Origin of the sequence: Marinobacterium aestuariivivens (assembly GCF_042661465.1) — a bacterium.
GTDB classification, from domain to species: Bacteria; Pseudomonadota; Gammaproteobacteria; order Pseudomonadales; family Balneatricaceae; genus Marinobacterium_A; species Marinobacterium_A aestuariivivens.
The window spans coordinates 421755-435001 of record NZ_JBHSWE010000001.1; the positions used below are offsets into that span (position 1 = coordinate 421755).

General features: G+C 61.6%; 12 protein-coding genes and 1 pseudogene. 9 read left to right on the forward strand and 4 right to left on the reverse strand.

Going from position 1 to position 13247, the window contains the following annotated elements; genetic code table 11:
• Positions 1–102: 102 nt before the first annotated feature.
• On the forward strand, positions 103–570 hold the full coding sequence (locus ACFQDL_RS02165; protein WP_379907593.1) for a hypothetical protein: 468 nt from the start codon (positions 103–105) through the stop codon (positions 568–570).
• A 140-nt stretch (positions 571–710) separates the two neighbouring features.
• Here ACFQDL_RS02165 and trmA read toward each other — a convergent pair whose 3' ends face one another.
• From trmA to ACFQDL_RS02180, 3 genes are all read right to left on the reverse strand, one after another.
• Entirely contained in the window at positions 711–1799 is a 1089-nt protein-coding gene (trmA, locus tag ACFQDL_RS02170) for a tRNA (uridine(54)-C5)-methyltransferase TrmA (protein ID WP_379907594.1), read from the reverse strand.
• A 254-nt stretch (positions 1800–2053) separates the two neighbouring features.
• Positions 2054–2752 (reverse strand): HDOD domain-containing protein, encoded by a 699-nt coding sequence (locus ACFQDL_RS02175; protein ID WP_379907595.1) that lies wholly within the window; start codon positions 2750–2752, stop codon positions 2054–2056.
• Positions 2752–3303, reverse strand: coding sequence for a response regulator (locus ACFQDL_RS02180; protein ID WP_379907596.1), 552 nt, complete (start codon positions 3301–3303; stop codon positions 2752–2754). The genes ACFQDL_RS02175 and ACFQDL_RS02180 overlap by 1 nt, the downstream gene beginning before the upstream one ends.
• Positions 3304–3437: 134 nt before the next feature.
• Between ACFQDL_RS02180 and metG the strand changes: the two genes are divergently transcribed.
• The 7 genes from metG (at position 3438) to ACFQDL_RS02215 (ending at position 11620) form a co-directional block, all read left to right on the forward strand.
• Complete coding sequence (gene metG / locus ACFQDL_RS02185) at positions 3438–5480, forward strand: methionine--tRNA ligase (RefSeq protein WP_379907597.1); 2043 nt, start codon at positions 3438–3440, stop codon at positions 5478–5480.
• A gap of 391 nt (positions 5481–5871) precedes the next feature.
• Complete coding sequence (locus ACFQDL_RS02190; protein WP_379907598.1) at positions 5872–6399, forward strand: rhodanese-like domain-containing protein; 528 nt, start codon at positions 5872–5874, stop codon at positions 6397–6399.
• A gap of 458 nt (positions 6400–6857) precedes the next feature.
• Positions 6858–7871 (forward strand): amino acid ABC transporter substrate-binding protein, encoded by a 1014-nt coding sequence (locus tag ACFQDL_RS02195; protein ID WP_379907599.1) that lies wholly within the window; start codon positions 6858–6860, stop codon positions 7869–7871.
• 106 nt (positions 7872–7977) lie between these two features.
• Positions 7978–9165 carry an amino acid ABC transporter permease gene (locus ACFQDL_RS02200; protein WP_379907600.1) on the forward strand — a complete coding sequence of 396 codons (1188 nt, stop codon included), beginning with the start codon at positions 7978–7980 and terminating at the stop codon, positions 9163–9165.
• An 18-nt stretch (positions 9166–9183) separates the two neighbouring features.
• Complete coding sequence (locus ACFQDL_RS02205; protein ID WP_379907601.1) at positions 9184–10284, forward strand: amino acid ABC transporter permease; 1101 nt, start codon at positions 9184–9186, stop codon at positions 10282–10284.
• 19 nt (positions 10285–10303) lie between these two features.
• Positions 10304–11065: an amino acid ABC transporter ATP-binding protein gene (locus ACFQDL_RS02210; RefSeq protein ID WP_379907602.1), complete on the forward strand. Its 762-nt coding sequence runs from the start codon at positions 10304–10306 to the stop codon at positions 11063–11065.
• 213 nt (positions 11066–11278) lie between these two features.
• Complete coding sequence (locus ACFQDL_RS02215) at positions 11279–11620, forward strand: HopJ type III effector protein (protein WP_379907603.1); 342 nt, start codon at positions 11279–11281, stop codon at positions 11618–11620.
• A gap of 164 nt (positions 11621–11784) precedes the next feature.
• Here ACFQDL_RS02215 and dinB read toward each other — a convergent pair.
• Positions 11785–12853 (reverse strand): annotated as a pseudogene (gene dinB / locus ACFQDL_RS02220) (DNA polymerase IV).
• Between the two features lie 114 nt (positions 12854–12967).
• On the opposite strand from dinB, the gene ACFQDL_RS02225 reads away from it, so the two are divergent.
• Positions 12968–13141 (forward strand): hypothetical protein, encoded by a 174-nt coding sequence (locus ACFQDL_RS02225; RefSeq protein ID WP_379907604.1) that lies wholly within the window; start codon positions 12968–12970, stop codon positions 13139–13141.
• Positions 13142–13247: the final 106 nt, after the last annotated feature.

Sequence of the window (13247 nt, forward strand, 5' to 3'; positions counted from 1 at the left end):
GACTTGATTTCAAGCGCCGAAAACCTGTAAATTTTGCCAAACTCCCTCCATCGAGATTCGGCCCGGCCTGCGGCCGCCGACCTCCTTAAAAGCCGGTAATTGATGAGCGACGACAAAATAACAGAGTGGTTGCTGTCCTTCAGCATGGAAGAACTGCTCGATCTCGAGAAAAAACTCAAGCAGAAAATCCGGGCCCTGGCACGGGAACGCGCCAGGGAAGAGGAGCGGCGGAAACAGGCGGCCGAGGCAGAACGCCTGAAAGCCGAAGCACAGTCCGAGGCCGAGCGTCTGAAAGCCGAAGCGCGGGCCGAGGCCGAACGGCTGAAACAGGAAGCCGCCGAAGAGGAAGCCCGCCGGCAGCGGGAAGCGCAGGAACGTGACGCCCGGGAGCAGCCCGCACCGCAACGCCCGAAACCGCTGCCCACCAATCTCTACGCCAGCGTCGATCAGCTGGCCGCCAGCCAGGGCCTCGATATCAGCGGCCTGATGTCGGAAATCGCCAAGAAAACCGCCAAGAAGCCGGCCACGGGAAAACCGGTTCCCGGCAAGGGCGGCAACGGCCGCAGGTGATGTGCAAAGCAGGCGGCCGGATCGTTCAATGACACCGTCCGCTCTCCGGGTGCCGGTTAATTTCGTCAAGGTGACGCGTTACGCGTTACCTAGCGCAGGCGCTTTTTTCCCGTCACGCGTCACGCGTCACGCGTAATCCGTCACCGTTTTACCAGATAAACTCCGCATTCCAGATGATGCGTGTAGGGAAACTGATCGAAGATCGCGAAGCGTTCGATGCGATGGGTACGGGTCAGGTCCGTCAGGTTCTCGTTCAGGGTCTCCGGGTTGCAGGAGATATAGACGATATGCTGATATTCGCTGACCTGTAAAACCGTATTCGGATCAAGACCCGAACGGGGCGGGTCGACCAGCACGGTGGTGAAATCGCAACTCGCAAGATCGAGATGGGCGGTACGGCGCGCTTCGCGCTCACCTTTCAGTACCTGGGAAAAATCCTCCGACGACATCCGCACCACGTCGATATTGTCGATGCCGTTTTCGGCGATATTGAACTCCGCTGCACGCACCGACACCTTGGCGATCTCGGTGGCGACGACACGGCGGAAGTTCTGCGCCAGCGGCAGCGTAAAATTGCCGTTGCCGCAATAGAGTTCGACGAGATCCCCGCCGGCGTCCCGGGTCACGTCCAGTGCCCAGCCAATCATCGAACGGCAGACTTCGGCATTGGGCTGGGTAAAGCAGTTTTCCACCTGCTTGTAGCGATACTCCCGGCCGTTGATATCCAGGCGTTCGATCACAAAATCGCGGGACAGGACATGCTTGCTCTTGCGCGAACGGCCGATGATGTCGATATCGAAGCGTTCGGCGAGGACGCGGGCCCTGGCTTCCCAAACCTCGTCCAGCGGGCGGTGATACAGCAGCGTGACCAGCAGATCGCCGGACAGGGTGCTGAGGAAGTCCACCTGGAACAGACGGAAGCGCAGCGCGGGATCCGGACGGATGGCATCCAGCAGCGCGAACATCACCTCCTGAATGCGGCGAGACACCATCCGGCACTCACTCAGTGGCACCGGTGCGTGCTTGTTGCCGGGCTCGAACATCACATAGTCGAGATCATCACCGTCATGCCAGACCCGGAACTCGGCCCGCATCCGGTAATGCTCGGCCGGGGATTCGAATACCTCGATGGACGGAAGATCGAAAGCCGCAAACGCCTCGCGCACATGGTCGCGTTTCTCGGCGAGCAGCGCCTGGTACTGTGTAGGGTCAACGTCGGGTAGGGCCATCTTGAGTTATATCCGCAGATCTCTGAGGTGCCGGAACAGAGGCTGCCCGGGCGGGAAAAGCGCGGCATTTTATCAGGCAAGGGCGCCGGGGCAAAGAAAGCCAACGACACTGTTTATCGTTTATGGATCAGCAGTGACGCGTGACAAGGTTCGGTTCGGTGCGGTTCGTTCACTCCGTTTACCGGCACCCTACGGCAATCTCCGGGAAATAGCGGAAAATAGGGGTCTGTCCCCTATTTCCTCATAATTCCAAATCAGGCCGACCGCTTGCCCTGCTGCTGCAGCTGCAGCCGGTACTCATTGGCCATCATCTGCCAGCGGGACAGTTGCGTGTGCACACCGATTCGCTCCAGGTAGGATTCACTGAGGCGGCAGGAGAAATCGGCACCAAGACTGTTGGCGAGCGGCGGCAACAGCGCATCAGCCAGATGTACCGCACTGAGCGGCTCGAACCCGGTGGCCGGCGAGGTCCCCGGGAAATGATGCAGCAGCACCGCCTCGACCACTTTGAACGGCAGGTTCCAGAGGCCCAGCATGAAGGCGGCGGCTTCAGCATGGGTCAGCCCCAGCCGCATCTTTTCCATCGCATAGACCGGTTGCGACAGGCAAACCGATTCCGCCATCAGCGCCTGGTAGTCTTCCGGGTCCTTGTTGGCCAGCACCGCGATACCGAAATCGTGCAACAGGCCCGCCAGAAACGCCTGCCCCTGCAGGTTGCGGTCGAGGCCGGCGTCGGCCCCGATTTTCTGCGCCAGACGCGCCACCAGCATCGAACGCTGGTGAAGCTTGGCAAAGGAAAATGCAGTCCACTGTTCGCGCTGCCGGTAGCGGCTGAACAGATGCGTGGCCAGCATCAGGTCGCGAATCATCCTGACCCCGACAACGGTCACGGCCTCGTCGATCCGACTGATCTGGCGCCGCAGCCCGAACAGCGCCGAGTTGACCAGCTGCATCAGCTTGGCGGCAATGGCCGGATCCTGTTCGATGATGCGGGCGATATCCTGGCGTCCGATACATCGGAATTGAGGGCCTCGTTCAGCGCCCGGTAGGCGGTCGGCAGCGTCGGCAGACGGCCGAGACCGCTGACATAGTCGCGGATCGCGGATTTGTGCACCAGCGCCTCGATTTTCAGGGCGTACTCGATGGCGGCGACCAGTTCGGCACCATTGACGGTATCGGGCAATATGCGGTGGGCGACCTCAAGTGCCCGGGCAGAGCTGGCCGGCGTCATGTAGCCGCTGACCAGGATACGCACCACCCCGGGTTTCTCCTCCATCACCCGCTGCAGCAGTTCCAGGGCGCGGTAAGGTTGCTGCTGTGCGACGACGATCAGCACATGACAGCCGAACTGCCTGAGCTGCGACAGCACCTGTGTCTCATCGTCGAGGTTGAGCAGATCCCAGCCTTCATGCGCCCCGGCTTCATAGGCGATGGCGCGATGACTGGCCCGGGGATCGCAGAACAGGATCCGACAGGGCAGACAGGCTCTCGATGCCGTGCTCATAAAATCCCTCTTATTTTTGACGTTCGCTTCTCGGCAAGCTTGCAGTCAGCCGGACATCGGTTCATAAGACCGCGTAAAAGGCGTAGAATTCAGCCTCTTTAGTCTTCAGTCTATCAGGTTTCATTAGCCGAATTATGACCAACAGCAAGCGGAAGATCCTCGTTACCAGCGCCCTGCCCTACGCCAACGGCCCGATTCACCTCGGCCATCTGGTGGAATATATCCAGACCGACATCTGGGTACGCTTCCAGAAGCAGCGCGGCCATGACTGCACCTATGTCTGCGCGGACGATGCCCACGGCACACCGATCATGCTGAAAGCGGACCAGATGGGCATCAGCCCGGAGCAGCTGATCGCCAAAGTCAGCGAGGAGCACCAGCGGGACTTCGCCGGATTCATGGTCGGTTTCGACAACTACTACTCGACCCATTCACCCGAGAACCGCGAGTTCGCCTCGCTGATCTACCGGCGCCTCGATGACGGCGGCCATATCGCCCGCCGCACCATCACCCAGGCGTTCGACCCCGAGAAAAAGATGTTCCTGCCGGACCGTTTCGTCAAGGGCGAATGTCCCAAGTGCGGCGCCGCCGACCAGTACGGCGACTCCTGCGAAGCCTGTGGCGCGACCTACAGCCCCACCGAACTGAAGAATGCCTATTCGGCCGTCTCCGGCGCGAAGCCGATCGAGAAAGAGTCCGAGCACTTCTTCTTCAAGCTGGCCGATTTCGAACAGTTCCTGCGCAGCTGGGTCGACAGGCACGTGCAGGAGCAGATGATCCACAAGCTCAACGAGTGGTTCGACGCAGGCCTGCAGCAGTGGGACATCTCCCGTGACGCCCCCTACTGGGGCTTCGAGATTCCCGATGCGCCGGGCAAATACTTCTATGTCTGGCTCGATGCGCCGATCGGCTACATGGCCAGCTTCAAGAACTGGTGCGACAAGCAGGGTCTCGACTTCGACGAATACTGGAACGCCGCCTCCGATACCGAGCTCTATCACTTTATCGGCAAGGACATCGCCTACTTCCATACGCTGTTCTGGCCGGCGATGCTCGAGGGCGCCGGGTTCCGCAAGCCCAACGGGGTCTTCTGTCACGGCTTCCTGACCGTCAACGGCCAGAAGATGTCGAAATCCCGCGGCACCTTCATCATGGCCGAAACCTATCTCGACCACCTGCGCCCGGAGTACCTGCGCTACTACTTCGCCGCCAAGCTCGGTTCCGGCATCGACGATATCGACCTCAGCCTCGACGACTTCCGCATGCGCGTCAATGCGGACCTGGTCAACAAGGTCGTCAATATCGCCTCGCGCTGCGCCGGCTTCATCGCCAAGAAATTCGACGGCCAGCTCGGTGCCAGCCTGGTACAACCGGAACTCTACAGCGACGCTGTCAGGGCCGGCGAGATGATCGCCGACGCCTACGAGAAACGCGAATACGCCCGCGCGATGCGTGAAATCATGCATATCGCCGACCGCGCCAACCAGTACATCGATGCCGCCGAGCCCTGGGTACTGGCGAAGCAGGCGGGTCGCGAGCAGGAGGTACAGGACAGCTGCACCCTGGGGCTCAACCTCTTCCGTGTCATCATCAGCTACCTGGCGCCGGTACTGCCACAGGTCGCCGGCGAAGCGGCCCGGTTCCTCAATATCGACAGCCTGGCCTGGGATGCCATCGAAACGCCGCTGCTCGACCACCGCATCGACAAGTTCAAGCCGCTGATGCAGCGCGTCGAACCGGACGCGATCGAGAAGATGATCGAAGACTCGAAACACTCGCTGGCAGCTGCGGCCGCCGCCTCTGCGACGCCAGCCGAGGTGAAAAGCGCGCTGGATGACGAGCCGATCGCCGAGACCATCGAGTTCCCCGATTTCGCCAAGGTGGACCTTCGGGTCGCGAAAATTGCCAAGGCCGAGCATGTCGAGGGGGCCGACAAGCTGCTGCGCCTGACCCTGGACCTGGGCGGTGAAACCCGCAATGTTTTCGCCGGCATCAAATCCGCCTACTCGCCGGAACAGCTCGAGGGCAAGCTGACGGTGATGGTCGCCAACCTGGCACCACGCAAGATGAAATTCGGGGTTTCCGAAGGCATGGTGCTGGCGGCAGGTCCGGGTGGCAAGGATCTGTGGATCCTGGAACCCCACGAAGGCGCACAGCCGGGCATGCGGATCAAGTAACGCGTTAAGCGCTAAGCGCTAAGCGCGGATTGTCTGTACTGTCGATGCCCGGTCCAGCCGCCGCAGGTTGGTCCGAGGCGTTCATGTAGATTGGTCCGAGGCCGCCCCGCGGAAATGCCGGGTTGTAGGAGCAAGCCCGGCCGAGGCCCAACACCGACCGCAGGCCGCAAATCCGATCAAAAACTGCAAGCGGCACGCGGCGTTTTTCAAGCCGCTTGCCGCTCTCGCCTCTCGCCTCTCGCCTCTCGCCTCTCGCCTCTCGCTTCCATTGTTGGGCTTCGCTTCGCTCAGGCCAACCTACGTCCGAGCCCATAAAGCATCTATTGCTAATTTATGATTTTCTAATATACTGACAACTTCTTATTTGTCATTGCACCGGAGTTGTCTGAACATGAATGCCCAGGTCAAACGTCTCAGCGCCCAGGAATTCGCCAGCCTGAGGCAGCAGCAGAACTGCACCATCATCGATGTGCGCAGCGGCACCGAGTACCGCAGCGAACGCCTGCCCGACACCCTGCATATCCCGCTGCAGGACCTGCCGGGTGCCGACGCACAGCTTGGAAGACTCGACGATACAGCCCCGCTCTATCTGCTCTGCCAGAGCGGCAAGCGCGCGGAATCGGCGGCCGAGGTGCTGAGCCGGCAGCGCAACTGCCAGCTGGTGGTGATCGAAGGCGGCCTCAATGCGCTGAAGGAGCACAATGTCGTGGTCGAACGCTCGAAGTCCGGTTTGTCGCTGGAACGCCAGGTCCGTATTGCCGCCGGTTTCCTGGCCCTGCTCGGCGTCGTGCTGGGAACCCTGCTCCACCCGGCGGGCTACGCCCTCTCCGCCTTTGTCGGCGCCGGCCTGATGGTTGCCGGCATTACCAACTGGTGCGGCATGGCCCTGCTGCTCGCCCGGATGCCGTGGAATAGATGAAACCCGTCGGCATACGGTGCGCTTCGTTTCACGCAGCAGCACCCTACGGCGTTCGTTGAATCCGTAGGGTGCCGGTGAGCGCAGCGAGCCGCACCGGCTTTTGACGCCCGTCACGCGTAACGCGTAACGCGTCACCTTCCTTTATTTGCCTTCCTCCAAAAGCTGCACCATCTTGATAGTACAGAGCTTTCCGATACATCGGCCTTGTGCATGAAGCCAATCCTTGAACTATCTTTAGATCGATTAGGCATAAAACTGTAACACCTACGTTACAGGGTGCATTAACGGCTGAAGACCGGCGGCCCGCAATCGCTGCCGGCCAAAGCGCCTGATCAGGCGAAGGCTGCCGGGAACGGCACCGCGTTGCCTGGTCCAATCAGCAGCATCGGCCAGTGCCGGCGGCACCCGCCACCGGATGGCGATCCAGAGAGTAAAGGTCTGAGGAGGATCACTCAATGATGAAACGAACCCTAGCAGCGACGGCCCTGATCTCCACGACCCTTGCCGGTACGGCAATGGCCGAGGGCACGCTGGAGGCCGTCAAGGGGCGGGGCCTGCTGCAATGCGGCGTCACCAACGGTGTACCCGGCTTCTCGGTACCCGATGAGCAGGGCAACTGGCAGGGCCTCGACGTCGATGTCTGCCGGGCGGTTGCCGCCGCGGTCCTCGGCGATGCCACCAAGGTCAAATACATTCCGCTGACGGCCAAGGAGCGCTTCACCGCGCTGCAGTCCGGCGAGATCGACGTGCTGTCCCGCGTCACCACCTGGACCCAGACGCGCGACACCCAGTTGGGACTCAACTTCGCGGGTGTTACCTATTACGACGGCCAGGGTTTCCTCGTCAAGAAAGACCTGGGGCTCAAGAGCGTCAAGGAACTCGACGGTGCGACCGTCTGTGTCCAGTCCGGCACCACCACCGAGTTGAACCTGGCGGACTACTTCCGTGCCAACAGCCTCAGCTTCACCCCGGTGGTGTTCGATACCAACGAGCAGGCAGCCAGCAGCTTCGACACCGGACGCTGCGATGCCTTTACGACCGACCTCTCCCAGGCTTATGGCCTGCGTACCCGCATGAGCGATCCGGATGCCGTCGTGGCACTGCCGGAGGTGATCTCGAAGGAGCCGCTGGGTCCGGTCGTGCGCCAGGGTGACGACCAGTGGTTCAACATCGTCAAGTGGTCGCTGTTCGCGATGCTCAATGCCGAAGAGCTCGGTGTCACCTCGGCCAACGTCGACGAGATGAAGACCAGCGAAAACCCCAACATCAAGCGTCTGCTGGGCATCGATGGTCCCAAGGGCAAGGGGCTGGACATTGCCGATGACTGGTCCTATCAGATCATCAAGCAGGTCGGCAACTATGGCGAGGCCTTCGAGCGAAACGTCGGCATGGGGTCCGCGCTGAAGATCGACCGTGGCATCAACGCACTCTGGAATCAGGGCGGCTTTCAGTACGCGCCGCCGATGCGCTGAGGCCAGGCCGGGCGCCGGAGGGCGCCCGGCATAAAGACCTGTCCGGTGCCCTGCCGGATAGCTCCATTCCTCGAGGCGTCCAGGCGCCTCAACCGGGGAGTACAGCATGTCCGCAGAAAAGCCAAAAGCTGGCAAGGATACCCGTACCCGCTTCTGGAACGATCCCGGCAAGCGGGCACTGATTTTCCAGGCGCTGCTCCTCGGCGTCCTCGGATTCCTGATCTACAGCGTCGTCAGCAATACGCTCAGCAACCTCGAAACCCGTGGTATCACCACCGGCTTCGCCTTTCTCACCGAGGAAGCGGGCTTTGGCATCCCGCTCTCGCTGATCGACTACACCGCAGCCGACAGCTACGGCCGCACCTTCGTGGTCGGGCTGCTCAACACCATCCTGGTCTCGGCACTCGGCATTGTCGCCGCGACGATCCTGGGCTTCATCCTCGGGGTGTCGCGGCTGTCGGAAAACTTCCTCGTGGCCAAGCTGTCGTCGGCCTATATCGAGGTGTTCCGCAACATACCGCTGCTGCTGCAGATCTTTTTCTGGTATTTCGCGGTGCTGCGTGCCCTGCCGTCACCTCGCCAGAGTATCGAGGTGTTCGGCGGATTTCTCAATGTCCGCGGCTTTTCGGTGCCCCGTCCGGTACCGGAAGAGGGATTCGGGCTGGTGCTCGCCGCCCTGGCACTGGGCATCGTCGCCAGCGTCCTGCTCGTGCGCTGGGCCCACAAACGTCAGGACAGGACGGGCCTGATATTCCCCAGCGGTTGGGCCAGTGCCGGCCTGATCCTTGGCCTGCCGCTGCTGGCCTTTCTGCTCAGCGGCACGCCGCTGTCGCTGGATCGCCCCGAGCTGCGCGGCTTCAACTTCACCGGCGGCATGACGCTGCTGCCGGAACTGGTGGCGCTCTGGCTGGCGCTGACCATCTACACCGCGGCCTTTATCGCCGAAACGGTGCGCGGCGGCATCCTCGCCGTACCCGGAGGGCAGCTGGAAGCGGCCTCGGCGCTGGGACTGCCCAAGGGCCGCACGTTGCGGCTGATCGTCATTCCCCAGGCGATGCGGGTGATTATTCCGCCGTTGACCAGCCAGTACCTGAACCTGACCAAAAACTCGTCGCTGGCGACCGCCATCGGCTATCCCGACCTGGTTTCGGTCTTCGCCGGCACCACCCTGAACCAGACCGGCCAGGCGATCGAGGTGATATCGATGACGATGGCCGTCTACCTGACGCTGAGTCTGCTGACCTCGCTGTTCATGAACTGGTACAACAAGCGCATGGCGCTGGTCGAGCGTTAAGCCCCGGGGAGCGAAATCATGAAATACGATATCGAACCGACCCTGTCGCCACCACCCAGCACCGTGGGCGCCATCGGCTGGATGCGCAAGCACCTGTTCCACGGCCCAATAAGCTCGGCCGCGACCCTGATCATCGCCTTGCTGGCGGTCTATCTGCTGGGACCTGTCGTCAAGTGGGCCCTGATCGATGCCGACTGGGTCGGCGACAGCCGCGAGGCCTGTACCAGCGGCGGCGCCTGCTGGGTCTTTATCAGCAACCGCCTGGAGCAGTTCCTCTACGGCTTCTACCCGTCCGACGAATACTGGCGCCTGAATCTGGCCTTCGTGTTGCTGATCGCACTGATCGCCTGGCTGGTGATCCCGCGGCTGCCATTCAAGGGCTGGGTCTCGGCCGTTACCCTGCTGGTCTATCCGGTGATCGCCTACTTTCTGCTGATCGGCGATTCGTTCGGCCTGGAATATGTCGAAACCCATCGCTGGGGCGGCTTCAGCCTGACTCTGGTGCTGGCGGTCGTCGGTATCGTCGCGGCGCTGCCGTTCGGCATTCTGCTGGCCCTGGGCCGGCGCTCGGAGATGCCGATCGTCAAATCCCTGTCGGTGGTCTATATCGAGGTCTGGCGCGGCGTGCCGCTGATCACGGTGCTGTTCATGGCCTCGGTCATGCTGCCGCTGTTCTTTCCCGAAGACATCAGCTTCGACAAGCTGCTGCGGGCCCTGATCGGCATCATCCTGTTCCAGTCCGCCTACATGGCCGAGGTGGTACGCGGCGGCCTGCAGGCGATTCCCCGCGGCCAGTACGAGGCCGCCGATGCGCTGGGACTCAGCTACTGGAAAAAGATGATCCTGATCATCCTGCCGCAGGCGCTGAAACTGATGATTCCCGGCATCGTCAACACCTTCATCGCCCTGTTCAAGGACACCAGCCTGGTGGTCATCATCGGCCTGTTCGACCTGCTGGCGATTGTCCAGGCGGCCAGCAACGATCCCGACTGGATCGGTTATGCCACCGAGGGCTACATCTTCGTGGCGCTGATGTTCTGGATCTTCTGCTTCGGCATGTCCCGCTACAGTCAGCACCTAGAGCGCAAACTGCACACAGGCCATGGCAAGCGCGCCTGATCTATCCGGAGACGACAAGATGGCAGAGCCACAATCCAAATCACACTCCCTGGCCGTCGAGATGCGCGGTGTCAACAAATGGTACGGCGAGTTCCACGTCCTTAAAAATATCAACCTCAGGGTCGAGAAGGGAGAACGCATCGTCATCTGCGGGCCCTCGGGCTCCGGCAAATCAACGATGATCCGCTGCATCAACCGCCTCGAGGAGCACCAGCAGGGCGACATCATCGTCAACGGCGTCACCCTGACCGAGGATCTGAAGAAGATCGAGCTGATCCGCCGCAACGTCGGCATGGTGTTCCAGCACTTCAACCTCTTCCCGCACCTGACGGTGCTGGAGAACTGCGCTCTGGCGCCGATATGGGTGAAGAAGGAGTCGCGCAAGCAGGCGGAAGCCACGGCGATGAAATACCTCGAGCGGGTGCGGATTCCGGAGCAGGCGAAGAAATATCCGGGCCAGTTGTCCGGCGGTCAGCAGCAGCGCGTCGCCATTGCCCGCTCCCTGTGCATGAATCCGGACGTGATGCTGTTCGACGAGCCGACCTCGGCCCTCGATCCCGAGATGATCAAGGAGGTGCTCGACGTCATGATCGAGCTGGCGCAGGAGGGCATGACGATGCTCTGCGTGACCCACGAGATGGGCTTCGCCAAGACCGTCGCCAACCGGGTGATCTTCATGGACGCCGGCCAGATCGTCGAGGAGAACGAGCCTCACGAGTTCTTCAACAACCCGCAGCACGAAAGAACGCAGCTGTTCCTCAGCCAGATTCTGCAGCATTAGGTTGACCGTGCGTAGGTTGGAATGAGCTTGCGAATTCCGACATCCAGGCCAAAGGCCTGGCGAATGAGTGCCGAAGGCATGAATTCCACCGGTGCTTTCAGATTACTCCGTGGTTTGTTTTGGTTGAGCCTCCCGGTTGCTGGTACCCTTGGTGGAACGCCACCCGGTGGAATTCGCAGGCTCATTCCACCCTACAGTACTGGATACTTTTATATGTCACTACAAGCTTTTCTCTCTCGCCTCGGCACGGACGACAGCCTCGACTTCGAGGACAGCATGGCGGTCATTCAGGCCAACTACGACTATCAACCGACGGCGTTCGACAACGGCCCGGTACATAACGACGCTGGCCAGAACGAAGGCAGCTGCAAGATCTTCGCCTTCGCCAAACTCAACGGCCTGGACCAGGCCCGCACCCTCGCCTGCTTCGGCCGCTTCTACCGCGATGTGCTGAACACACCCGATGGCATCGACCACGGCAATATACGCGCCTTCATGGCCAGCGGCTGGGACGGCATCCGTTTCGATGGCGAGGCGCTGACGGCCAAGGGGTGACGGGTGACGGGTGACGGGTGACGGGTGACGGGTGGATTGTCGTAGGAGGCCGTACCCAAAGGGCACTTCCCCGGTGCGAACGACCACCGTGCCAACCCGGTTCGCCTCGGGGCGAGGCTCCTACGGAATTATCGACAATGCACTTCCCCGTGGGGCCGCTTCCATCAAAACAGCACGAGCTGTTCGGCCCCGGCCTCCTCGTCCTGCTCCTGCAGCCGGAAACCGACACCCATTAGCCTGACCGGGCGCTGGCCGCGCCCCAGGCCTCCCGGGTCAAACGCTCGAACAATGACTGCTCGGCGCCCGCATCGCCGCGTCCGGTCACCGCCTGCTCGGCGGTGGTCTGGGTGAAGTCGCCGAACTTGACCTTGACCACGGCGCCACAGATGCGGGCGGGCCTCGACAGACGCCGGTAGCGACCGTCGAGCCCCTCGAGCAGCACCGGCAGCTGCTGCAGACAGGCTTCGAGATCCGGCAGGTCCTCGGGATAGGTGTGCTCGACGCTCACGGATTTGCGTTCGCGGCTGACTTTCACCGGTCGCTCATCACGCCCCAGGCCAGCTCCCAGAGGCGCTGACCGAAGCGACCGAAACGCTGGATCAGCACCTCGGCGCCGCAGCGGCGCAGATCCTCGCAGGTGCGGACCTCCATCCGATGCAGCCGCTCGGCGGTCTTGGCACCGACGCCGTGGAGCTTCTCGACCGGCAGTGCCCGCACAAAGGACTCGACCTGGTCCGGGCGAATGACGCAGAGCCCGTCGGGCTTGTTCCAGTCGCTGGCGATCTTGGCGAGAAAGCGGTTCGGTGCGACCCCGGCCGATACGCAGATACCGACCTCCTCGCGCACCCTGCGGCGGATCTCCTCGGCCATGCGGGTGGCACTGCCCTGGCAGTGCCGGCTGCCCGACACATCCAGGTAGGCCTCGTCGAGGGACAGCGGCTCGATCAGCTCGGTGTAGTCGCGATAGATCGCCATGATCTGGCGCGAAACCTGACGATACTTTTCCATATCGCCGGCAATGACCTTGAGGTCGGGACAGAGCTTCAGCGCCCGGGCTGTCGCCATTGCCGAATGCACGCCAAAGGTCCGGGCTTCGTAGTTGCAGGTGGCGATGACGCCGCGCCGGTCCGCGCGACCGCCGACCGCCAGCGGAATACCGCGCAGGGACGGGTCGTCGCGCATCTCGACGGCAGCATAAAAGCAGTCACAGTCGCAATGGATGATTTTACGGATCACGCCGGCATTTCCTCGAATAACCACCTATTGACCGACATCTATTACAGGAATGCAATATCCCCCTATACTGCTAGCATTGTTTGAGGACGCAGTATCGCAAGGAGTCACAAGATGACGGATGAAGAACAGGAGTGGAACGGAATCGAACGACGCTCGGGCAAGGATCGCCGCCAGAACCCGGACCGACGGGAGGAAGTACGCTTCGAACCCGGCAAGCCGGGCCGGCGCAAGAACAAGGGACGGCGCAAGGAGGACGGAGATCCCTGGTCCAAAGGTACCGTCTGAGGGAACACAGCGCCTGTTGGCCGCCATCGTCGAACACTGTCATCAAAGTGTCAGACCGCATTAAGAGCGGCGTCATAATCCGGCCATAAATTAGGGGTCCTCCTTA

What these genes read in the sequence shown, in the direction of transcription:
- ACFQDL_RS02165 (WP_379907593.1), top strand. Translation starts at nt 103, where the DNA reads ATGAGCGACGACAAAATAACAGAGTGGTTGCTGTCCTTCAGCATGGAA.
- trmA (WP_379907594.1), bottom strand. Translation starts at nt 1,799, where the DNA reads ATGGCCCTACCCGACGTTGACCCTACACAGTACCAGGCGCTGCTCGCC.
- ACFQDL_RS02175 (WP_379907595.1), bottom strand. Translation starts at nt 2,752, where the DNA reads ATGCAGCTGGTCAACTCGGCGCTGTTCGGGCTGCGGCGCCAGATCAGT.
- ACFQDL_RS02180 (WP_379907596.1), bottom strand. Translation starts at nt 3,303, where the DNA reads ATGAGCACGGCATCGAGAGCCTGTCTGCCCTGTCGGATCCTGTTCTGC.
- metG (WP_379907597.1), top strand. Translation starts at nt 3,438, where the DNA reads ATGACCAACAGCAAGCGGAAGATCCTCGTTACCAGCGCCCTGCCCTAC.
- ACFQDL_RS02190 (WP_379907598.1), top strand. Translation starts at nt 5,872, where the DNA reads ATGAATGCCCAGGTCAAACGTCTCAGCGCCCAGGAATTCGCCAGCCTG.
- ACFQDL_RS02195 (WP_379907599.1), top strand. Translation starts at nt 6,858, where the DNA reads ATGAAACGAACCCTAGCAGCGACGGCCCTGATCTCCACGACCCTTGCC.
- ACFQDL_RS02200 (WP_379907600.1), top strand. Translation starts at nt 7,978, where the DNA reads ATGTCCGCAGAAAAGCCAAAAGCTGGCAAGGATACCCGTACCCGCTTC.
- ACFQDL_RS02205 (WP_379907601.1), top strand. Translation starts at nt 9,184, where the DNA reads ATGAAATACGATATCGAACCGACCCTGTCGCCACCACCCAGCACCGTG.
- ACFQDL_RS02210 (WP_379907602.1), top strand. Translation starts at nt 10,304, where the DNA reads ATGGCAGAGCCACAATCCAAATCACACTCCCTGGCCGTCGAGATGCGC.
- ACFQDL_RS02215 (WP_379907603.1), top strand. Translation starts at nt 11,279, where the DNA reads ATGTCACTACAAGCTTTTCTCTCTCGCCTCGGCACGGACGACAGCCTC.
- ACFQDL_RS02225 (WP_379907604.1), top strand. Translation starts at nt 12,968, where the DNA reads ATGACGGATGAAGAACAGGAGTGGAACGGAATCGAACGACGCTCGGGC.